The following is a 21341-nucleotide window of genomic DNA, read 5'->3' as shown; positions in this document are numbered from 1 at the left end:
CCAGACAATCAGCGTCGGTCGCAAACCATGCACGGAACTCACCAGCAGAGCGCGGGTAATCCACCCCAGCCCGGGGTCGAAGCTCGATCACCCCTCTATTTTAGGCCGGTCAGCTGAATACCCCAGACTCGTCTTTTCGTGATCAATTGGATCCAGCTCCGCGATTGCGATTGCTGCCACTCCAGCCTAGCCATTGACGTGTCGAATTGACCATTGACACTTGTTGCATCTATTCATACAGTCAGTAATTAGATGCAACAATTTTTAGACCTTAGCAACCTCCGGCAAGTGCTTCCACTCGATTCCGGGATCGCGGCCCTTCACCCAGACGAAGCGGTCTACGAATCGATGCTCGGATCTTGGGAGCAACAACAACGAAGTCGAAGTCTGACTGACGCCACCATCAATGAGCGAACTACCGTCGTTAGGCACTTCGGTGAATACGCAGGTTCCTATCCTTGGAAGTGGCAAGCTTCAGATCTGGATGACTACTCGAGCTTCATGCGTTCCAAAAACCTCGCCGTTTCTACTATCAGGCACCGGCAGGGGATATTGCAGGTTTTTTGCAGCTATCTCGTCAGCCCTGACTATGACTGGGTAGAGATCTGCGAGACCAAATTCGGAGACACGCCCTCGCAGATTTGCCTGCCGTGGAACACCACGAAGCACCTCGTGGATAATGAAGGCCACCCAGGGCGTCGGGCACTAACTCTCGATGAGATTGAGACACTTTTCAACTATGCGGACTCCCGTGTCGAAGCCGCCGTTCGCAATGGCCGAAAGGGGGCGTTGGCAGCACTTCGAGATGCCCAAATGTTCAAGACTGCTTATTCCTTCGGCCTGCGGCGGGCAGAACTACGGGGTTTGGATATACAGGACCTTCATGGGAATGCACGTGTCCCCCAATGGGGTCAATACGCGGCCATACATGTTCGATGGGGCAAAGCGAGCAAGGGTAGCGCACCAAAGCGGCGAACCGTCTTACTTGTCCCGGAATTGGCTTGGTGGATAGACGGCATGACGCAGTGGATCGAGGAAGATCGATCACTATTTATTCCGGGCAGTCTTGCAGCCCTGTGGCCTACCGAACGAAAAACGCGGGTGTCCCTTGAATACATTGACCGAAGATTTACAGCTCTGCGGCGTGAAGCCGGCCTCGATCCTGCGTTATCCCTACACTGCCTGCGTCATTCCTATGTCACTCATTTGATCGAGTACGGCTATGCTGATCGATTCGTTCAAGAACAGGTCGGTCATCAACATTCATCAACGACAGCAATTTATACCTCTGTCAGCGGCGACTTCAAAAATCGAATCCTAGCCGACGCTCTGCACCGCTTCAATGACCTGGAGAAATCATGACCAAGCGTGTTGAGACCATATGGAACCTACGACGTTTGATGGCTGATCAGGGACTCTTTAAGACCACTGAATTGATTCCCCTTCTTGCAGAATTCGGTGTCAGCCTCTCTCGGGAGCAAGTCTTTCGGCTGGTGACCCAAACGCCCGAGCGCGCGAACTTGAACTTTATCGGTGCAGTGTGCGCTGCCTTGAACTGCACTGCCTCCGACTTGATAGAAGTTCGAGTCGTAGAAGAGAAAGCAGTCGCAACCCCGGTTGAACAGACTCGAACAACCATCGGCAACCTGCGCCCAAGACCCGCGCGGATTCACCGCCCACAACAGGATCCAGGACACAAATGAGTCCGCCGCCCCAAGATCCAGACCGAATCCTCGAAGAAATTGCGCGGGCGTGCCAAAAAGAAGTGCCAGAACTACCCAGCTCGCTCATCATCTCAATAGCAATGAATTCGGGCGGCCCGAAGACCCGTGTCCGGTTCGTTCAGGAACTAGCATCAAAACCTGACCTACTCACATCGGGTCGCTCCGACGCAACGCCAACAGCCCACAACCTAATCAAAGGCCTCCGTGCGAGCGGCTTCGAGAATATTCGGCTCCCCCGCTGTTCGTCCTGCAGTCGAACTATGAAGCTTCCTCACCGCGACGGGCAAGGAGGCAAGCGATGTGGAACATGCAACCGCCGCGCAACTACGCCGTCTTGCACTCGCTGCGGCCAAATCCATGCGGGCGGACATCGCCTTATCGGCGGTGCCCCATTCTGCACAAGATGCTGGCGCCAGGATGAACGGAGCCACGAGATCTGCAACGTTTGCGAAAAAATGGGAATCATCATCCAACGAACCGCGACAGGTCCCGTGTGCGAACGATGCTACACCCCGCCGCCAATCATCTGCGCTCGTTGTGGAAACATACGCTCTCTCGCAGCCACAAGAGACGGATGGCCCCTCTGCCAAGGATGCAACCAGTCACTTCTCCGCTATCCTCGCACCTGCTCTCGCTGTGGCAACCACAGAATCGCACCGTACTTCAGTGAAAATGGTCCCATCTGTCCGAGCTGCGCCGACCAGCATGACCTGGGCAAATGCGCCGGCTGCGGTAACGACCAAAAGCCACTCAGCGGCATCCGCTGCGCGGCATGCCTCATCCCCGGACTCCTACGAGCTCTAATATCCAAAGAAGACGGCACCACACAACCACAGCTATTGGCCCTGGAGAGTTACCTGCTCCGCGACCCAACCAAAGCCGATTCAGTTCTTGTCTGGATAAGAAACAGCCCCATGGCGAAGGTCGTTCATGACATGACCTCCGGCCACACCCCAATTTCCCTCCATGCGGTAGCCGAACACCGCGCGAAGAGGGCCATCGGGTACCTCGCCGCCCTACTCATGGAATCCAGAGTCGTCCCCACAGAAAATTTCGATCGCATTCGATTAGAAGTATGGGAAAGAGAATTCTTCGCAACTCTCCCAAACCCATCCAGACGGGCACTGCTCAGGCGATACGCCACATGGATCGTCAACCCTCGGTTTGCCGAGGACGCGCATCTCAGCACCAAAGATGAAAGCAGCCGCTATACCGTATCCAAAGCCCATCTGATCGCAGTCTCCGAGCTCCTTGATAGGCTCGATGCGCTCGACCTGGATATGGGCGTCGTGCCCCAGCGCATCTTTGATGATTACGTGGCAACCCGCGGCAGGATTGGCAAAGAGCTCACGCCCTTCATCCGCTGGGCACGCACCCAAGGGTTGACCCGACTTCGCAGCGAGTACCTGAAAACAGGACTGGTGGCTGCAGGGGGCTCCGATGATCAGCGATGGGCTTGGGTGAAAGTTCTCCTCACAACGAACGAAATTCAGCTGAGCTCGCGCGTCGGCGGGCTCCTTGCCATCGTCTACGGGACAGCACTTACTCGACTGGTTTCTCTTCAACGGGATGCGGTCAGGAGAGACGGCGACACTACATACCTTTCGCTCGGAACCGAACCGATCAAGCTCCCTGAAGCACTCGGATTGTTGTTGCGGCAGCTGTTGGGGACCGAGACCAGAGCCGTTCACGATGACAACATATGGCTCTTTAAAGGCGAGCGAGCCGGTCGACACCTTACAACTGCGGCCTTGACCGCACCACTCGTGAAGAGGGGCATCAATCTAAGATCCGCGAAGAATACTGCGCTCCTGAGCCTTGCCAGAGACCTCCCGCCCTCCGTGCTTGCCGACCTCTTGGGCATATCAATTTATGCCGCGGAACGTTGGAGCGCCCACAGTGGTCACGACTGGGCTGACTACCCCCGAGCCCGCCTCACGACAGAACCGGGCTAGGCATCCATACCGAATTAAATACCGGATGTTGCGTGAAAGAGGGATCCTACTGATGGCACCGAAAGCTAGAAAAGATCAGCATAGGCATCTGAGAGCAAAAAACGACAAATTAACCCTCCAGCAATTTCCATGTAACTCCAGCTGGGCGTTCAAGTAGCCAAAACAGCGTTCCGCTTCATACCACCGTCACGGGTCAGACCCCCGGACACCCTACAGAGCAGTAGACGGGCCAGCAGTCGCACGATGTATGTCAGGGGCTGATGTGTTCGGTGGTGACCGTTTGCGGACACCACAAATCTTTCGTATCTTTGCCTTTCCCTTGCCACCACGTTGGTAGTTGTGTCGGGTTTCGTTTTTTATAGGTCGGTCAGGCCGATCCGCTGGTCGTCAAGGCAGGGTGAGCGTTTTCCTGCCGATGGTCCGATGGAGCGTCGGCAGGTGCAGGCTGGTCCCTTGACGGCGGGCATTGTCAGCCACGCGAAGCGTTGGATCTTGTTGTACTGACCGAAGTCCAAGACGGCGCCGTCAAGCTTAGCTGCCAGTTCGTGGCTGACACTGATCAGTATCTCTTCCCCGGTTGGCAGGCCCCAATCATCGTCGGTATCTCCTCCAGCCTGCTCTGGACCGTTGAGTAGGCACCGAAGCAGCTTCTTCGGTTCCGTTCGTGAGAAATACAGGCCCTGCTTGCGGCAGCCACCGCAGCCTTGGTAGCAATGCAAAACACCGCCGAACACATCGATCATGGACACCGCCTCCGCGGTCACAGTGAAAGTGCCGTGGCCGGGGATGCTTGCCAGTAGATTCTGTCCCTCCCGTGAGTACCTCATAAGTCCGGCTTTCTCATCGATGAACGTGGTGCGTGGACGGCTCAGAGTCAGCAATGTTTTCGCGCGCCGGATCCGTGATGGTCTTGACTAGCAAGTCGTTTATTTGGGGCAGCGCGAGGCCGCCAGAAAAGGCACGATTGCAGCGGCGACTCCAACATGAAACGAGCGCAAAGAGGCGCAGTGGTTATTTGGCGTCCTTTCTGCTGTGCTCTATTCCGGGCCGGTGGCGATGGGTGGGGTTATTCGTGGGTTGGTTCCCCACTCACCCGGTGATCAGCATGATTAAGGCCTTCCTGGACTAACCGGCCCAAGTGCCCGTCAGAGATTGAGTAGATCACGTGACGATGCTCTTTACGTGTGGAAACCAGTGCGCTGAAACGTAGTTTGGCCAGGTGCTGGCTGACCGAGGTGCGGCTGGCTCCGGTGCGTTCCACGAGCTGGCTCACATCAGCCGGCTCCCTTGCCAGCAACCACAGGATGTGTAGCCGGGTGGGGTCTGCGAGCATCCCAAACGTTGAGGTCGCCGCCTCCAGCCGTTCCTTATTGGGCTCGTCTGGGTGATGCAGGCTCGGTTCCGGTGCAGGCTGCGCCTGGGTCATCTTATGCACCTTCCCGTACTGTTTCCAGCATCGCTTCCGTGGGGTGCGCCGGCCATAATCTAAGGGCAAACCCAGTACCCAGTGTAGCGAGAACTACCAGGACCAGCGCGGCAGTGGGCTGCCCCATCCCTGCCCCGATCCACCCAGCCACCGGGTAGGTGATCATAAAGCAGGCATGGGAGAGGGAAAACTGCGCGGTAAAGATATAGGACCTGGTCGCGTCCGTCGCGGCACGGCGCAACAACCGAGCAGAGGGCGTGTTGATCATCGACGTCCCCGCCCCCAAAACCACCCACAAGGCCAACAACAACCACCACGGGAAAGCGGAGGCAGAAATGAACACCGTAACGCCCAGCCCCACGATGAGAACCAAGGCCCCGGCGAGCATCAGGGATCGATCCTCCACGCGCTCCAGCACACGGGGCGCAGTCAATGCCACCACCATCGAACCAGCACCGAAACACGCCAAGGCCACGGCCACATCAGTATTGGATAGCCCGTAGATTTCCCGGACGTAAACCACCGTGTTGACCAGCACCAGCGCAGTCGCGGCCGCCACGACCAGATTCAAGGCCAACAAGCCACGCAGCGACGGTACCCGGGCAAAGATCCGTGCACCCAACGTCGTGCGATGCAGCACCGAACCCTTGTTCCCCGCTACCGGGACCGGTGGCAGAACGGTGGTAACCACCAGCACGCCCGAAGCCAAGAACCCGGCCATCGTGCCCAAAAAGAGGTTGTTGTAAGAGATAACGGTCAACAACACCGCGGCGATCATGGGGCTGACCAAAGATTCCAAATCATAGGCCAAGCGCGAGAGCGACAGCGCCCGGGTGTAGTCCCGCTCCTGTGGCAAAATGACAGGGATCAGGGCCTGAAAGGCCGGTGTGAAAGTCGCCGAGGCCGACTGCAGAACAAAAATCAGGACGTAGATCTGCCATTCCTGAGCCACGAAAGGCAAGGACAACGCTATCGCGGCACGAACCACATCCGCACCGACCAGGACCATTTTGCGCGGCAGCCGCTCCACCAAAGCTGCCATGACCGGGGCCACCAAAACATAGGCTGCCATTTTAATGGTCAACGCCGTCCCCAACACGGCCCCGGCCCGGTCACCAGCCAAATCAAAGGCCAACAGCCCCAAAGCCACAGTCAACAGGCCCGTCCCGAGCAGAGCGACCACTTGGGCAGTAAACAATTTGCGGTACGCACGTACCCGAAACACTGCAAGCATCAGGACCCTTTCCAAGAATCAATCAACTCACCATACCGTTAATGTGCATAGGTGTGCACTCGTGCACTTCGATTCTTTGCTACAAGTCTACAATCCGACGCCTGAGACGATCCCTGGGCAGGGCTGGGGCACCATTCGTTCAGGGTTCCCCTCTCGGACTATCGATACCCGAGACGAGCAATTTACGGGGCAGATCCAAATTGAGCCTGGATTCGAGGTTTCGGTTCAACTGGAGTGAGATAACTGCAGCAAGTTCATCTCACTACAGTTGAACCAAATCGCATGTATTCGGGGTTTCCGTGGTTTAACTTAGATGAGGCGAGACATCGGGTTCGGCATGGGCGCGTGGTGGGCCATAGGCCTGCTGTTGGCTATTGGCCTCATCTGGGTCATCATTTGCGAGGTCCGCGCCGCTGGCGACGACATTATCCAGAACAACAGCCGGGAACCCCTAAGATACGGAGATCGGGGCCGCTGAGACACCCACAGGTGCCCGCGAGATCCTTGCTGAGCGATACTCACGCGGTGAACTGAGCGCAAAGGAGTACCTGGAACGCCTGTGTGTTCCCGGCGAGAACCCTTTAGGGAAGCCGGCCACCACCTTCGGCCGGCTTCCCGACCGGAAGCCAGCGTTCCGGGGCGCCGATTTTCGCCGTCTAGAATGTTGCCTCAAGTTTACGCGGATTGACCCCTGATGGTAACTCGAGCACCCAGTGGTTTCCGCCAACATGGCCACGCTGAGCCAGGCACCGGGTGAATAATCCAGCCGACACAGCACAGTGGATGGCGGGCTTCTGTGCCACGCAGAGTTCAACCGTATTCGTTCTGTCCGCGGGCGGTCCCTCGCCGCATGTTGGCAGGTTCTCAGGCGGTTTCGAGTTCCTTTAGTGCTGCCAGGAGTCGGTGATCGGCGTCGGCGGCGACTTCGGCGACGGCCGGGGCGTCGCTAAGCTGCACCATGGTCTGCGGGTCGATGGTCTGGATGACGGTGGTGTCGCTGTTGGATCCGCGCCTGATCACAACGTTGCAGGGCAGCAGCAGTCCCATGTCGGGGTCCGCGGCGAGAGCTTTCTGGGCTAGGGCAGGATTGCAGACTCCCAGGATGAGGTAGTCGCCTAGGCCTTGGCTGGCATCGGACCCGAGCTTGGCCTCGAAGGTGGCGCGGACATCAATTTCGGAGAGAACGCCGAAGCCCTGCTCCGAGAGGGCTTCACGGGTCCGGGTTACTGCTTCGGCGTAGGGCAGGGCGACGGTGATGGTGTGTGCGTAGCTCATTGTTGTGCTCCTTCATCGGTTTTCTCAATCATGCAAAGAACTGTAAGGCCGCTGGGTTACCGGACTTCGATCAATCCCATCATGCCGCTGTCCTCGTGGTCCAGGATGTGGCAGTGGTAGACGGTTTTGCCGGTGAAGTCATCGAAGGCGATCCGGACCCGGACACTGCTGCGGGCCGGGATGTTGACCACATCTTGCCATGCGGCGCTATCCACGGGCTGGTCGGCTTGTTCGATGATCTGCATCGGCCACACGTGCAGGTGCACGGGGTGATCCATTGGGCTGGTGTTCCGCAGGGTCCATTCCTCGACGGCACCGGCCGGGACCGTGGTGTCGACCCTTGCCGGATCAAACGGGCTGCCGTTGATGGTGAAACTCATCATCTCGGACCCCATCCCACCGTCCATGCCGCCGCTGTTCATGCTCATATCCATGGCGAAGACCAGTTCTCGGTGGGCTGTTACCGGGGTGGCCCGCAGATCCCGCGGTGTCGGCTGGGTCGGGACGGGCCCCAGCCCAACGGCCGGTGCGCCGGTAACGGAAAGGGTGGCCAGGACGGTCCCGTCCGGGCCGGGCCGGGATTGTCCGCCTCCGTTGTTGTCGCCCATCATGGATCCCATGCTTCCTCTGTCCACGGGCAGGGTGCGCAGGATGGCAGTCCCTGTGGCGGTGGTGACGAGCAGGTCAGCCCGATTGCCCGGGGCCAGCAGCACCTCCTCAACGTCCCTGGGATTCTGGAAGCGGCCCGAATCCAGACCCAGCAGCTGCAGGTGCTGGCCATCTAGGCGCAGTTTCAGGTACCGGGAGGTGCAGGCATTGATGATCCTCCATCGTTCACGCTCGCCCGGCCGGGCGGTTAGGTCCGGGCTCAGTTGGCCGTTGACCAGGACCATGAGACCTTCCCGGCCCATTATTTTTTCCATCGCCGACACGGCGGCAATGGAGCCGCCCCCGGTGAGGGAGATATCAGAGATGACTAGGACCCGTTCCCGGCTGACCGGCACGGGCTGGGAGTCCTCGATGATGATCGCCCCGTAGAGGCCGCCGAAGATCTGGTCGGCAACGCGTCCGTGACGATGGGGGTGGTACCAGTACACACCCGGCGGATGGTCCGCCGGCAGCCGGTACTCATAGTCAAAGGACGTTCCCGGTTCGACCGAAACCAGCACGTTGTCGCTGTTGCCCCGCGGGGAGATATGCAGTCCGTGGACGTGTAGGTTGGTCGGATCCGTCAGCTTGTTCTCCAGCGCCACGTTCACCCGGTCCCCGGGCTGCAGAAATAGAGTGGGGCCGGGCAGGGACCCGTTATAGGACAGCGCGGTGGCGTCCTTGCCTGCGATGCGCACTTGGCCCAGGGCCGCTGAAAGTTTCACCTGAAGCCGACCATCGGCACTATGCAGGGCCTGTGGTTCGATCAGTTCCTGCCCGACGGCGGCTAGGAACCCAGGGCCCTGTCCCCACAGCAATCCTGCCGCACCCGTTGCGGTGGCCACGGCCCCGGCACCTCCCAGGAACAGGGCACTGCGGCGGCTGAGGGGTTGCATTAGGTATCGTTCCCGAGGACCTTGAGCCGTTCGCGGTATTCCTCTGTGCTCAATTCTCCCTTGGCGTAGCGTTCGTCCAGAATCCGTCGGGCGGTAGTCTCACCCATAGTGCCGCGGGGTTCCGTACCCGCTCCTGGACCCCGGCCGGTCCCGGGCCGGGTGATTCCCCCGGAAAAGGCTCGCACGGCAAAGATGACCAGTAGAACAATGCCGATAATCAGGAGCAGCCAGAACAACCACGTCCAGCCCATCGCCGAACCATATCCGTTCATCATTTTCCTTCTCCTTCATTTCTCCTCTGGCAGCTGTTCCGCCAGCCGCCTCGGGAGTCGTGGCGGGACCGGTGTAAGGATTGCCAATAAAGTGCCCGGCCGCATTGGACCCTAAGTGCTGTCTGGACCCGGCACGCGAGACAAACTCGCCCTCCGTGGGTTCGGTTTTGGTGTGGTTGTTGCGGCTCAGGCGAGGGACAGGAAAAGTTTTTCCAGGTCCTTCTTGTTCATGCTGGCATCCTCTTTGGTGATGCACTGCTCCAGGCCAGTGGCGATGATGGCGAATCCTGCCCGGTCCAACGCCTTGGAGACCGCTGCGAGCTGCGTGACGATGTCTTTGCAGTCCCGGCCCTCTTCGAGCATGCGGGTGACGGCGGCAAGCTGCCCCTGGGCGCGTTTGAGGCGGTTGATAATCGGGGTGATTTCTGTTGAATCAAGTTCCACGGTGTGCTCCAAAGCTAGGTAGGTATTTTCTACACTCTATACCCCTAAGGGTATAAAGGCTAGCGGTCGGGCGCCTGCACCCGGGCGGTTTCGGCCCGCTTGCCAGATACCCCATGGGGTATTACCGTTGTGAATAGAGGAACGGAGAATCCCTTCCGGAAAATCCCCACCGCCCAACGAAGGAGAGTCCCATGCTTTTTGAGCGCATTTATGATGAGGACCTGTCTCAGGCCAGCTACTTTATCGGCTGCCAGGCCAACGCCACCGCCGTAATAGTGGACGGACGACGCGATATCGCCGTCTACCAGGAGCTTGCGGAGAAGAACGGCATGACGATCGTCGCGGTCACCGAGACCCACATCCACGCCGACTACCTGTCCGGAACCCGTGAACTGGCCGCTGCCACCGGCGCCAAAATCCATGTCTCCGGCGAAGGTGGCCCGGACTGGCAGTACGAATTCGACGGCGGACGCCTCTACGACGGCGACACAATCACCGTGGGCAACATCAGCATCAAGGCCGTCCACACTCCGGGGCATACCCCCGAGCACCTTTCCCTCCTGGTCACGGACGGCGCGTTTTCCGACGAGCCTGGTTACCTGCTTTCCGGTGACTTCGTCTTCTCCGGGGACTTGGGCCGTCCGGACCTGCTCGATGAGGCAGCTGGCGGCGTCGATACCCGGTTTGAGGGAGCCAAGCAGTTGTTCGCCAGCCTGCGGGATAAGTTCCTGACCCTGCCCGACTACGTCCAGGTCCACCCTGCGCACGGTGCTGGCAGTGCCTGCGGTAAGGCCCTGGGTGCGGTCCCGTCCTCCACGGTCGGCTACGAGCGTCTCTACGCCTGGTGGGGCCCATATCTCGCGGCCAACGACGAGGAAGGTTTCATCAACGAACTCCTCGACGGCCAGCCTGACGCCCATGCTTACTTCGCCCGGATGAAGCGCGAAAACCGGGAAGGGCCTGCCGTGATGGGTGCACGCGCCCAGCTGGCAGAACTTGCCACGGCCGACGTCGTCCGCGACCTTTCCCAGGACGCGGTGACGTTTGTTGACACCCGCTCCAACGCTGAGGTCCACGAAGGCACGGTTGCCCGGTCTCTGAACATCCCGGCCGGGAAGTCCGCCGCAAGCTTCGGTGCTTGGGTTGTGAATCCTGAAACGGACAAGAACCCGTTGGTACTGCTGGCCCCCAGCCAGTCTGCCGCGCAGGAGATGTGGGACCACCTGGTCCGGGTCGGCATCGACCCTGTCGCCGGCTACGTCACTAGCATCGAGGGCCTGCCTGCCAGCACCCCGCAGCTCATCCAGCCTGAAGAACTGGACAGTTTCGGCGCAGCGATGGTCTTGGATGTCCGCAACCGCACCGAACACGCCGCCGGTCATATCCATGGCTCCCACCAGCTCAGCGGCGGCCGTGTCATGTGGCACTTGGACGAGCTCCCGAGGGAAGGAACCATCGTGTCGTACTGCCAGAGCGGGGTCAGGAACTCGGTGGCTGCCTCTGCCCTGCGCCGGGCTGGCTACGACGTCGTCGAACTTGACGGCAGCTACGCCGCCTGGCAGCAGGAACGGGAAACTGTGCCCAGCAACTGAGACTGTCAGTACCTGAATTAATTGATTGACATGCGTTGGCGGCGGTCGGGTGTCCCGACCGCAGCCAACGCATGTCCAAAAGAGCTGGAGTTAGAAGATGTCGCCCCGCAGCACCCCGTCACCGCAAGACCGCACAGTGCGGCGCGAACACCCTCAAGGCACCGCCGTCACGCTGGGGCTGCGTCAGAACCTGGCCCAGTTCATGCTCCTGGTGGCCGTCAACGCCCTTGTCGGCGGAACCCTCGGCCAGGAACGGACGGTGCTGCCCCTGCTGGCGGACCAGGTCTTCCACTTGGACCTTTACACATCCGCGCTGACGTACATCCTGGCCTTCGGGCTGGCCAAAGCCGGAACGAATTACTTCGCCGGCACCCTTTCCGATCGCTACGGTCGAAAACCGGTCCTCGTTACCGGCTGGTTCATCGCCATCCCCGTCCCACTGCTACTGATTCTCGGACCTTCCTGGGGCTGGATCGTGGCCGCTAACGTGATTCTGGGCATCAGCCAGGGCCTGACCTGGTCCACTACCGTGATGATGAAGATGGACCTCGTCGGACCCTCACGTCGCGGCTTGGCCATGGGCCTGAACGAAGCGGCCGGCTACCTCGGCGTCGCCGCCACCGCGCTGGCCACCGGCTACATTGCAGCCAACTATGGGCTCCGTCCGGGACCGTTCCTACTCGGTGCCGCCTACATCGCCCTGGGCCTGGGCCTTTCCGTTTTGTCCGTGAAGGAAACCCATCACCATGCCCAACTGGAAGCCGCCAACCACACCGTGGCCCATCCCAGTGCACGTGCGGATCTGAGCAATCGGCAGGTCTTCACGCTGACCAGCTTCCGGGACAAATCCCTGTCCTCGGTCAGCCAGGCCGGCATGGTGAACAACCTCAACGACGGCCTCGCCTGGGGGCTGTTCCCTGTCCTGTTCGCGTCCGCCGGACTGAGCATCGAGCGCATCGGTATCCTAGCGGCCGTTTACCCAGCTGTCTGGGGTGCGGGCCAGCTCGTCACTGGCGCCCTGTCGGACAAGTACGGACGCAAACCATTGATCGTGGGCGGCATGCTCGTCCAGGCAGTAGCCCTGGGAATGGTTGCCCTCGGGCAAGACTTCGGGATCTGGCTCGCTGCCGCCGTGCTGCTGGGCGCCGGCACCGCCATGGTCTACCCCACTCTGCTGGCCGCGATCGGTGACGTCGCCCACCCAGCCTGGCGTGCACGCTCCGTCGGAATCTACCGACTCTGGCGCGACGGCGGATTCGCCGTCGGCGCCTTGGTCGCCGGTATCCTCGCGGACGCCTACGGCATCCCAGCGGCGGTCGCCGTCGTTGGCGCCGTCACCGTACTATCGGGAATCCTCGTGGCTGTACGGATGCGTGGCACCGACCACAAACCTGCCCTCTAGCCTTCTGCTTCCGGGAAAGGTACGCGTTGGCCCAGATGCCACAACCCAACAACGCTGATCCCTAACAAAGTGCACTTACCCGTCCCCCATCCAGCCTGTCTGACCATACCGATCACCCCTTCCATACGGTCCCCGATTCGGCTTAACAACGAGCTGGTGCATGACTTGCGCTCTCTTTTGGCATCCGCGTCACACCCCACCCGGCGCATTGGGGTGCCAATGTCTGGCGGGTGAAGTATTTCGGGGAACACTCAATACCCCATGGGGTATACTGATGGGGCAATCCATCCAGACGAAGGAGCAAGCAGATGTGCCGTGCAGTGACATGTAAAAAGTGCCAGAAGACGACGTGGGCGGGCTGTGGCCAGCACGTTGACCAGGTCATGCGCGGAGTTCCGGCCTCCCAGCGCTGTCGCGGGCACGAGCAGGAAAAGTCGGCTGGCAAGGGCTTCTTCGCGAAGCTGTTCGGACGGTAAATCCGCCCTAACGGAACCCAGAAACAGCTGTTGGGACAAGGAAGAGCCGGAGGACATGTCCTTCGGCTCTTCCTTGTCCCCTTGCCGTGTATCTCAGGAGAGTAGTGCCTGTAGTGCGACGTAGGCGGCGATCACCAGGACGAGGATGGCAAAGCCGCGTTTGAGGGCCTTGTCCGGGATTCTGGTGCCGAACCGTCCGGCCACGAGTGAGGCAGCCATCGCGGTTACGGCGAAGGCTGCCGTGACTGCCCAGTCGATCTGTAGGTCTCCGAGGTGGGCGGCGAAGCCGGCAGCTGAGTTGATGACGATGATGACCAGGGACGTCCCGACCGTCAGTGCCATGGGGAGTCCGAGCACCAGGGTGAGTGCCGGGACGATCAGGAAGCCGCCGCCGACGCCGAGCAGGCCGGTGAGGAATCCGACGACGGCGCCGGTGGCGATTGCCTTGGGAAGGCAGCTGCGCCAGTTGATCCCGCCGCCGGGCAGCGCGCAGGCACCTCCAGCACTAGTGGTGGGCATGAGCATCCGGATGCCGGCGAAGACCATGATGACGGCGAAGGTCAGCAGCAGAATTTTGGGGTCCAGGAGACGGTTGACTGCCGCTCCGAGGTACGCCGTCGCAGTTCCGGCGGCGCCGATGATCAGCGCCAGGCCCCAGTTCACTCCGTTGCGTAGCCGGGGCAGGACCGCGACGGCGGAGGAAGCGCCGACGACGACCAGCGACGTCGGGATGGCCGCGGCAAGCGGCAGCCCCACGCCGTAGACCAGGGCGGGCACGGCGAGGATGGATCCGCCGCCTCCGACTAGGCCCAGCAGTGCGCCGACGATCAGCCCAAACGCGGCCGCGGTTACGATCATGCCCGCGTGTTCAGGTTCTGTAGCGCTTGGTGGGCGGTGGGCTCGTTAGCGGAGCGGTTCCACGGCATCTTGGAGAGCATCTGTCCCATGGCGCAACTGTTCGTTGCAGCAGAGAATGTCAGTCCGGCCCCGATCCCGCCAGCGATCAGGCCGAGTTTGGGCGAGACAAATTTCGCCGCGATGATGCTGGCGAGCACCAGGGAGCCGGCGGTCATCCGAACCTGGCGTTCCAGAGCCCAGGGACCGCTGCCACGGACGACTTTTCCGCCGGCAGCAGCGTAGGCGGGGACTCCTCCGGAGAGGACACTGGCGCCGGCCAGGCCGACGGAATCAAGGTGTTTGCGGGCCTGCTCGGCTCGGTTGCCCGTCTGGCAGACAAGCACCACACGGGTGCCCATTTTTGCAGCGAATTCGTCCACGTGCTCGCTGAGCATCGCCAGGGGCACATGGTAGGAGCCCACTATGTGCAGGGAATCAAACTCTGCGCCATTGCGCACGTCAATGATCATCAGATCGTCATGGTTGTCTTCCCAGAACTTCAGGGTTGAGGCATCGATGGACTGCGGAACGGAATCAATGGTGCTAGTCGTCTTCAAGGAAGTCATGATCTCTTTCGGTCTGTTGTGGAACGTTTCCGGCGGCGGCCCCGCCTTTGTGTGAAGCCGCCATCCACCGTCCGGTTGGTCATGTCAGGGACAGGGTCCGGGCAAGTGGAAGTCCGGGCGGCACGTGGGGACATGCCGCCCGGACAGTCTGGGGTCAACTGACCGGAAAGCCTGCGGCTGTCCAATCGAGCATCCCGCCCGGCACGGTGTAGGCGGTGAAACCTGCGGCGGCGAGCTGATCCGCGGCAGCCGCACTGCGGGCTCCGCTGCGACATATTGCGATGACGGGACGAGACTTGTCCAGGTCGTTGAGGCGCTCGACTAATTCGCCCAGGGCGATGTGTCTGGCACCGTGAATCATGCCGTCGGCGACTTCCTCTGATTCACGGACATCAATAATCTGAGCGTCGTAGCCGCCCTTGAGCTGTTCGGCGAGCTGCTGTGGGGTGATTTCCATGGGCTGGACCTTTCGATAGTCCAGGGCTCTCGCCCTGTAAGAAGTGAACTTAGGGGTTCCCCCGGGAGGAGGCAGGTGCATGCTCAGGTCAAGAGCATGAAGAGTATGCGGATTTCTGCCAGCGGAGGCCGCTGGCCCCATGAGGTAGTCGCCGGTCCCCGTCGTGACCAGCTCGAATTTGGCTTTGTCCATGACTCCGCAGACGGCCCACAGCCCCGGATTGGACGGCAGCAATCAGTCCCGTGAGTTGTACCTTGGCGCACTTGAGCTGGTTGATGGTGCGGCGCCTGCCAGAATCGCGGCCGGGTTGGATATCTTGGAGGCGGGCAGCGCAGGACATGCTCACTTGCCCCGGCCTAGTAGTGACCGAATGACCGTTGCGGTACCACTCGCTGATGCCACCCACGACATTGACCGCGTCATAACTTTCCAGGCAAGGTGCTCCGTGGCGCTGGAACTATAGCCGTCAGAATCACACCTCGCATAGACAGTCCGCCCGATGGGAACGTCACCAAGGGACTGCTGGAAAACCGAGAATGGAACACTCAAGGTTCCCGGAACGTAAGCCTCCAAATACTTCTTCTCTTTCCGGACGTCGATGATGGAAACTGCAGACCGGTGCTGTCAGATCGTCCATTGAAATGCTCTTCATGCCTAGCGTCCTTTCGCCATGTCCTGAAGTCCGGTTGGCATCTTCCTTATCCAGCATAATACCCATAGGGGTATAAATGCGAATCCATGAATGCCGCTCGGTCCCTTGAACCATATACCCCCCAGGGTATGCTCTTCTATCATGACAATCATCGATATTTCCGAGAAAACCTTCAACAACACCATCACCGGCAACAACATCGTGCTGGTGGACTTCTGGGCAGCCTGGTCGGGCCCTGCCGGATGTTCGCCCCCACTTTCAGCAAAATATCCGAGATCCATGCGGACATAGTCTTCGCGAAGGTGGACACCGAGGCCGAGCTCGGACTCTCCGCCGCCGTCCGCATCACCTCCATACCTACCCTGATGGCCTTCCGGGAAGGGATCCTCGTCTTCTCCCAGCCGGGAGCCATGAACGCAGCCGGACTTGAACAGCTCATCAGCTGCATCAAGGAACTGGACATGGAAGAAGTGCAGGCGGAAATGGCCGCCGCTACGGTCTCGTAGGAAACCACCGGGCCCACGCCCCGGTCCTCGAGCCCGATGCCCGCCCAGCTGAGGCGACAAGAAGCCTGTAGGAGCAGCAAGCCCTTCATCACAGCTTCCGGCAGCGCAAAGCTGGCCCTCATGGTCCTGGATCCGGCGGTATCTAGCCGGTACGCGTCGAGTACAGGGGCGTTGGCCGGCCGGGTCCTTACTCCAGGGGACTACTCCTGACACGGTTTCCTCGGGATGGCCGTGGTGGCTGTCATCGTTAGCACCGCACGGATCGCTCGCCGCCCGCCGGCACCCGCACAATCCCTGCACAGCTAGGAACAGACATGACCACGAATATCAGGATCGAACCGTAAATTCCGGCCGGCATTGACCGGGGAGGAGTCCACGCGCGGCTGAATTCCCTGGGTGCTGAATGGCGTCAGCTTCGCCGCTGGCAGTGGGCGAGGGTGGCTGTGGCAGGAATCGCCATAGCCGCCGCCGCGGTCGCGCTTCTCTCACTGAACGGCATGGTGACTGTCGCCGGGGCCACCTGGTGTAATGCCCTGATTGTTGCGGTCGGGTCACTCCTGGTAGGACTGGTGGCCGGCAGTTACTTCCGCGCTCCGATCGGGGCCGAGGCTACGGTCTGCGATACTCGCTGGCCGGTGCTCGGCCTGACCGGGCTGGTGATCGCAACGTCCACCGGCCAGCGGGCCATGGCCGCCCATCTGTTTACCGGCGCTTCCCCCGCAGTGCTGGCAAGGGTGATCGAGCCCGCCTTCGCGCTCCGCTCCCTTTCCCTGTTGGGCTGGGCGTTGCGGGATCGGCTCCAACTCGAGCGGAACGCCGTATCACCCTCCGCCGATGGGAGCGGTGCATGCACTACCTGTCGGCCGCTCTTTCCCACCAAATCCGGTCCGTCTGGCGGCGCGTCCCCATGACGGAATCCGGCGTCACGGGCGGATTCAAGCCCAGCCTTCCCACTGCCTCGTCGCTATGGGAGCAATAGCTCCCGGCACAGAACCAACCCCCGGAAGAAGCTGCCCGGGGCCAAGCCGAACGCAGGCAAGCCGAACGCAGGCAAGAACCCCGATGCCTGACGCGGCAAGACCACCAAGGCAAACTGTGAGCCTCTACTAAGTTTTTCCGATCTGACCGGGCTGCTATTTTGAGCTCATGAGCGAACTAATGGGCTTCCATGACAATGAACCGCACACGGCCAATATCGCCGGACGCCTGAACTGGTTGCGGGCCGGGGTTCTCGGGGCCAATGACGGTATCGTGTCCGTCGCCGCCACCGTCGTGGGAGTCGCAGGCGTGACGAACTTACCTGCCCCCATTCTTGTGGCTGGAATCGCCGCAGTGGTTGGCGGTGCTGTTTCCATGGCGCTGGGTGAGTATGTGTCTGTGAGTAGCCAGCGAGACAGCCAACGGGCGCTCATCGAGAAGGAACGCCGCGAACTAGCTGATGACCCGGACGCTGAATTGGCCGAACTCACCGGGATCTACCGTGCTCAGGGCCTCAGCGATGCCACTGCGGCACAGGTGGCCCTTGAGCTGACGGACCATGATGCCTTGTCGGCACATCTGGCCGCTGAACTGAACATCAGCCAGCATGAGGAAGTCAATCCCTGGCAGGCGGCCTACGCCTCTGCAGCCGCGTTTACTGTTGGCGCAATCCTGCCTCTGCTGGCCATCTTGCTGCCGCCAGCGGAATGGCGGATCCCGGTGACGTTCTTGGCGGTGCTGTTTGCCCTTGCCTTGACGGGAACGGTGAGCGCTTCCATCGGTGGCAGCTCCAAAACCACGTCCGCGCTGCGTCTGGTCGTTGGTGGAGCCTTAGCCCTCGCGGCGACGTACGGTATCGGTACCGCCCTCGGAGCAAGCGGGATTATGTAGCTACTCCCACGTTTGTCCAGCGTTAGTATGTGCGTTTCTGTCGAGCTCTCCTACTGTCGGGGTTTGGCCTGTTCTGGGACAAGGCTAAGAGCCAATTTTGGGCACAAGTGGACAGCTTCGCGGGCCGCTTCAATATTTCCGGGACTGATGGCGGGATTGCTGCGGTTACCATTGGTGGCCTGCAGTGCCAAGGGATAGCCCCAGTCGTCGCGGACCAAAACGGTGGGCAACAGTTCGGTGCACAGCCCCCGCCCGTCGCAGCGGGTCCAGTCGATGTGGAGTATTTCAGTCATATTGCGCTCCTGGTTTCTCTGGTGCAGGTTCCCAAAAGATGGGCCTTCATGTCCTCGGCGAACATCTCCAAGGCACTGCTGACCAGCCGTGCTGTCCCGTCTGGATGATGGCAGGCACCCCGACCGCCGACGAGCTTGGTGAGACGTTCCAGCTCAAGGACTAATCGTGGGTTTCGGTCCCCGTAGGCGATGGCGCTCAGGACACGGGCCATGGCTGGCAGGCCAAACATGCAGGGGCCGCATTGTTTTGCGGAGGCACGTGCAAGGTAGTCAAGGATCCGTGCGGTGGCCTCAAGCCCGCAGTCCCGCGCAGGGAGTATATGGAGTACTCCCGCGCCGGGGTTGATCACGTTCTCCCCCGGCCCCGAGGGAGACAACCGGCATTCCAAGTCCCGGACCCACCGGCCGTGATAACCACCCACCAGCACGGCACCTACAGTGGAGAGGTCCACTCCGGCACTTGAGAGTACGTCGCAGAGTCGTGCGTCCCCTTCCACTTCCAAGACCTGCCCGGCACCCTGGCCGGAGATCGAGACGAGCCGGGTTCCGGGGTCCCGTTCCGATCCCGCTGCCCGGAACCACCCGGACCCGTGCCGGGCAATGAGGGCAACATGGGCCAGTGTTTCCACGTTCAACACTAGGGTGGGCCTGCCTTTGAGCCCTGCTGCGCTGAGTCGACGGCGGTTGTCCAGCGGCAGGGCAACGCCGGTGGCGATGCTGTTGACCACGGCGCTTGCCTCCCCTGAAATGAACGTTTCCGGGGCTTGGACCACCTTGATTTTGCGGGCGTCGCGGCGCTCGGCCACGGCGGCTTCCACCACGGGCATGGCGGCCGGTGTTGTGTAGATGTAGAGCAGCGACGCTGATACGGCCCGCCCGGCAATCAGGAGTCCGTCAATGACCAGGTGGGGTGCATGGGCAAGCAGGGTCTTATCCTTAAAGCTGAGCGGTTCGCCTTCGGCACCGTTGGCGATGACTACCGGTTTGGCCGGCAGCAACGCTGCGCCACGGCCCTGGGCCGTGGCCGCAACCTTCCGCCAAGAGGAGAAAGCCGCTCCACCCCTTCCTGTTAGGCCCGACTCTCCCAACACCGACATGAAGCCCGCATCGATGGCAGCTAGCGATAATGGCCCGAAGGCTTGTTCATGTTCGGCCAGGCCCGCGTTGGAGCCGGCGGCAAAGAGCTGGTACGTTCCGGCACTGCCCCTGAGAGTATCCACGGCGGGTCCTACTGCTTCCTGGATTGTCATGACAGGCCGCCTTGCCGGGCTTTGGCGGTTTCCAAAAAGTTCGCTGACAACCGCCACGCCACCGCTGCACCCACGGCGGCAAGGGATCCCGCGGCAAGCACAACAAACCACTTGCTGGTGCCGTCGGTGCCGTTGCCAATGGCATGTCCCAGAGCAATGGGCCACATCGCGTAGCTGAGCCAATGGATGGCGCGAAAGCTCCGCTGCCCCAAACGGTGACGCAGCAGCCCGGTGGCCACAACTGCAAGAACCAGATCAAAAGCCACCGTGCCCAGGCCCTGCCAGAACGGCTTGAAGCCGCCCAGGAAAGGAACAAACACGTCAATCACGTTGAGCTTCGCGTACGAATCCAGCATTAACGCCACGATATGGAACACTAAGAAAACTGTTGCCAGCAAAGATACGTTGCGGTGCAACAGCGTCATGGAGAACCTCGGAATGGCAAACAATGGCCTGCCAGACCTGTTCAGGATCCCCAGTATGACTGCGACGCTGAACAGGACCAACGAGACCACACCACTCATCCGGCCAAAAGCCCACAAGGCGTTATCCATCCGATTCCCCTCCCTTCATGGCCATGCTTTCCCCTTCATGCTGGTTCCCGTCCTTGGGCCAGCCAGCGGTCGTGGACACTCGCCCCCGCGCGTCGACCAGACGTGCGGCGATGCCAACTCGGTCAAACCATTCAACGGCGGTAAAGCCCCGCACAATCCCTGCCGTGCTGAAAGCATTTGCCTGCAGGCACGACGGCGCAGCCACCGAAACGGAACGCCACACCGGTTCCGCTGGAAGTCCGAACCGGGGGTCAAGAATATGGTGAACGGTGCGGCCTTCATGCTGCCACCGCCGTTTCTGGGTACTCGAGGTTGCCATGGCATGGCCCGCGCGCAGGGTGACCTGCTGCCGGGGATCCCCGGGCATGTCCTGCACCAGCACCTGCCACCCTCCCTCCGGTGCCGGGCCGGCGGTGGCAATGTCCCCGCCCAGGGAGACCAGGATCCCACATTCCAGTTCTGCGGCAACCCGTTGTGCGGCGCGGTCGGCGGCGACTGCCTTGGCAGTTGCCCCTAAATCCAGACGCACGTGTTCGGGAACACTCAGCTTTCGCCCCACGAGGTGAACCTGGTTCCAGCCGGCGCTTCGCTGCTGCACCCGCGGGTCATGGATCACGGTCCCACTCGGGCTGAGCTGAACTTCGGCTAAGTCCCGGTCGTAGCCTAGGGCTTCCAAGTCCCTGCCCAAGGTCGGGTCCACGTCGCCGTCAGTCCATGCGGCAGCATCCAGTGCAGATTTGACCAGCATCGCCAGCAGAGGGCTCACTGTGGCCCCGGCCGCCAGCTTCGGCTGCAGGCATACAAGTTCCGAGTCTTTTCGAAATCGGCTGCAAGCATCGTCGACGCCTGCAATTTCTTCCCGGACCACCCGTTCAGCTGCGGATGCCAGCCCAGGCGCCGTGACGGTGATAGACACTTCCAGCCCCCACACCGTCCACGACTTGGACTCCATA

The 21341-nt window shown here is 60.9% G+C and carries 21 protein-coding genes and 1 pseudogene; 8 read left to right on the top strand and 14 right to left on the bottom strand.

All coding sequences use genetic code 11. The annotated features are described in order from the left end of the window. The first annotated feature begins 252 nt into the window (after positions 1 to 252). The 3 genes from QMG25_RS13235 (at position 253) to QMG25_RS13225 (ending at position 3679) form a co-directional block, all read left to right on the top strand. A complete protein-coding gene (locus QMG25_RS13235; RefSeq protein ID WP_283460926.1) occupies positions 253 to 1362 on the top strand; it encodes a tyrosine-type recombinase/integrase in 1110 nt (369 codons plus the stop codon). Next, a complete protein-coding gene (locus QMG25_RS13230) occupies positions 1359 to 1703 on the top strand; it encodes a helix-turn-helix domain-containing protein (RefSeq protein WP_283460924.1) in 345 nt (114 codons plus the stop codon). Before QMG25_RS13235 ends, QMG25_RS13230 begins: the two co-directional genes overlap by 4 nt. Before the next feature lie 860 nt (positions 1704 to 2563). Beyond that, entirely contained in the window at positions 2564 to 3679 is a 1116-nt protein-coding gene (locus QMG25_RS13225; protein WP_283460921.1) for a hypothetical protein, read from the top strand. Between the two features lie 356 nt (positions 3680 to 4035). On the opposite strand, the gene QMG25_RS13220 is transcribed toward QMG25_RS13225, so the two are convergent. The 7 genes from QMG25_RS13220 to QMG25_RS13190 all read right to left on the bottom strand — a co-directional run bounded on the left by QMG25_RS13220 (position 4036) and on the right by QMG25_RS13190 (position 9874). After that, a complete protein-coding gene (locus QMG25_RS13220) occupies positions 4036 to 4506 on the bottom strand; it encodes a peptidase (RefSeq protein ID WP_283460920.1) in 471 nt (156 codons plus the stop codon). Positions 4507 to 4745: 239 nt separating this feature from the next. Then, positions 4746 to 5105: an ArsR/SmtB family transcription factor gene (locus QMG25_RS13215; protein WP_283460918.1), complete on the bottom strand. Its 360-nt coding sequence runs from the start codon at positions 5103 to 5105 to the stop codon at positions 4746 to 4748. Position 5106: 1 nt separating this feature from the next. Continuing rightward, positions 5107 to 6339, bottom strand: coding sequence for an MFS transporter (locus QMG25_RS13210; protein WP_283460916.1), 1233 nt, complete (start codon positions 6337 to 6339; stop codon positions 5107 to 5109). A gap of 864 nt (positions 6340 to 7203) precedes the next feature. Beyond that, positions 7204 to 7614, bottom strand: a complete 411-nt coding sequence (locus tag QMG25_RS13205; protein ID WP_283460915.1) for a DUF302 domain-containing protein — start codon at positions 7612 to 7614, stop codon at positions 7204 to 7206. Between the two features lie 56 nt (positions 7615 to 7670). Further along, positions 7671 to 9158, bottom strand: a complete 1488-nt coding sequence (locus QMG25_RS13200; RefSeq protein ID WP_283460913.1) for a multicopper oxidase family protein — start codon at positions 9156 to 9158, stop codon at positions 7671 to 7673. Beyond that, positions 9158 to 9433 carry an SHOCT domain-containing protein gene (locus tag QMG25_RS13195; protein ID WP_283460911.1) on the bottom strand — a complete coding sequence of 92 codons (276 nt, stop codon included), beginning with the start codon at positions 9431 to 9433 and terminating at the stop codon, positions 9158 to 9160. Before QMG25_RS13195 ends, QMG25_RS13200 begins: the two co-directional genes overlap by 1 nt. 183 nt (positions 9434 to 9616) lie before the next feature. Continuing rightward, positions 9617 to 9874, bottom strand: coding sequence for a metal-sensitive transcriptional regulator (locus QMG25_RS13190; RefSeq protein WP_186760291.1), 258 nt, complete (start codon positions 9872 to 9874; stop codon positions 9617 to 9619). Between the two features lie 191 nt (positions 9875 to 10065). Between QMG25_RS13190 and QMG25_RS13185 the strand changes: the two genes are divergently transcribed. The 3 genes from QMG25_RS13185 (at position 10066) to QMG25_RS20560 (ending at position 13344) form a co-directional block, all read left to right on the top strand. Then, on the top strand, positions 10066 to 11466 hold the full coding sequence (locus QMG25_RS13185) for an MBL fold metallo-hydrolase (RefSeq protein WP_283460906.1): 1401 nt from the start codon (positions 10066 to 10068) through the stop codon (positions 11464 to 11466). 97 nt (positions 11467 to 11563) lie between these two features. Continuing rightward, positions 11564 to 12868 (top strand): MFS transporter, encoded by a 1305-nt coding sequence (locus QMG25_RS13180; RefSeq protein ID WP_502866402.1) that lies wholly within the window; start codon positions 11564 to 11566, stop codon positions 12866 to 12868. Between the two features lie 308 nt (positions 12869 to 13176). After that, on the top strand, positions 13177 to 13344 hold the full coding sequence (locus tag QMG25_RS20560) for a DUF8730 family Cys-rich protein (RefSeq protein WP_154604974.1): 168 nt from the start codon (positions 13177 to 13179) through the stop codon (positions 13342 to 13344). 93 nt (positions 13345 to 13437) lie between these two features. Here the strand turns inward: QMG25_RS20560 and QMG25_RS13175 are convergent, their stop codons facing one another. The 3 genes from QMG25_RS13175 to QMG25_RS20555 form a co-directional block, all read right to left on the bottom strand. Then, the gene (locus tag QMG25_RS13175; RefSeq protein WP_283460905.1) at positions 13438 to 14202 is read right to left on the bottom strand and encodes a sulfite exporter TauE/SafE family protein; all 765 of its coding nucleotides are present in this window, start codon (positions 14200 to 14202) and stop codon (positions 13438 to 13440) included. After that, positions 14199 to 14807: a rhodanese-like domain-containing protein gene (locus QMG25_RS13170; RefSeq protein WP_283460903.1), complete on the bottom strand. Its 609-nt coding sequence runs from the start codon at positions 14805 to 14807 to the stop codon at positions 14199 to 14201. The genes QMG25_RS13175 and QMG25_RS13170 overlap by 4 nt, the downstream gene beginning before the upstream one ends. A 154-nt stretch (positions 14808 to 14961) precedes the next feature. Then, positions 14962 to 15456, bottom strand: a complete 495-nt coding sequence (locus tag QMG25_RS20555; protein WP_502866401.1) for a rhodanese-like domain-containing protein — start codon at positions 15454 to 15456, stop codon at positions 14962 to 14964. Positions 15457 to 16057: 601 nt separating this feature from the next. On the opposite strand from QMG25_RS20555, the pseudogene QMG25_RS13160 reads away from it, so the two are divergent. Next, positions 16058 to 16422: pseudogene (locus QMG25_RS13160) on the top strand (thioredoxin family protein). 1146 nt (positions 16423 to 17568) lie between these two features. Next, positions 17569 to 18291, top strand: a complete 723-nt coding sequence (locus QMG25_RS13155; protein ID WP_283460901.1) for a VIT1/CCC1 transporter family protein — start codon at positions 17569 to 17571, stop codon at positions 18289 to 18291. 50 nt (positions 18292 to 18341) lie between these two features. On the opposite strand, the gene QMG25_RS13150 is transcribed toward QMG25_RS13155, so the two are convergent. The 4 genes from QMG25_RS13150 to QMG25_RS13135 are packed head-to-tail and all read right to left on the bottom strand — an operon-like array spanning position 18342 to position 21304. Further along, a complete protein-coding gene (locus tag QMG25_RS13150) occupies positions 18342 to 18584 on the bottom strand; it encodes a ferredoxin (RefSeq protein WP_283460899.1) in 243 nt (80 codons plus the stop codon). Continuing rightward, positions 18581 to 19834: an NADH-ubiquinone oxidoreductase-F iron-sulfur binding region domain-containing protein gene (locus tag QMG25_RS13145; RefSeq protein ID WP_283460896.1), complete on the bottom strand. Its 1254-nt coding sequence runs from the start codon at positions 19832 to 19834 to the stop codon at positions 18581 to 18583. Before QMG25_RS13145 ends, QMG25_RS13150 begins: the two co-directional genes overlap by 4 nt. Continuing rightward, positions 19831 to 20388: a ferric reductase-like transmembrane domain-containing protein gene (locus tag QMG25_RS13140; protein WP_283460894.1), complete on the bottom strand. Its 558-nt coding sequence runs from the start codon at positions 20386 to 20388 to the stop codon at positions 19831 to 19833. Before QMG25_RS13140 ends, QMG25_RS13145 begins: the two co-directional genes overlap by 4 nt. Continuing rightward, on the bottom strand, positions 20381 to 21304 hold the full coding sequence (locus QMG25_RS13135) for an FAD:protein FMN transferase (RefSeq protein WP_283460892.1): 924 nt from the start codon (positions 21302 to 21304) through the stop codon (positions 20381 to 20383). The genes QMG25_RS13140 and QMG25_RS13135 overlap by 8 nt, the downstream gene beginning before the upstream one ends. Between the last annotated feature and the right edge of the window lie 37 nt (positions 21305 to 21341).

The sequence above is a fragment of the Arthrobacter sp. H35-D1 genome, assembly GCF_030063185.1.
Classification (GTDB): Bacteria; Actinomycetota; Actinomycetes; order Actinomycetales; family Micrococcaceae; genus Specibacter.
This window is presented reverse-complemented; position numbering and strand designations above follow the sequence as displayed.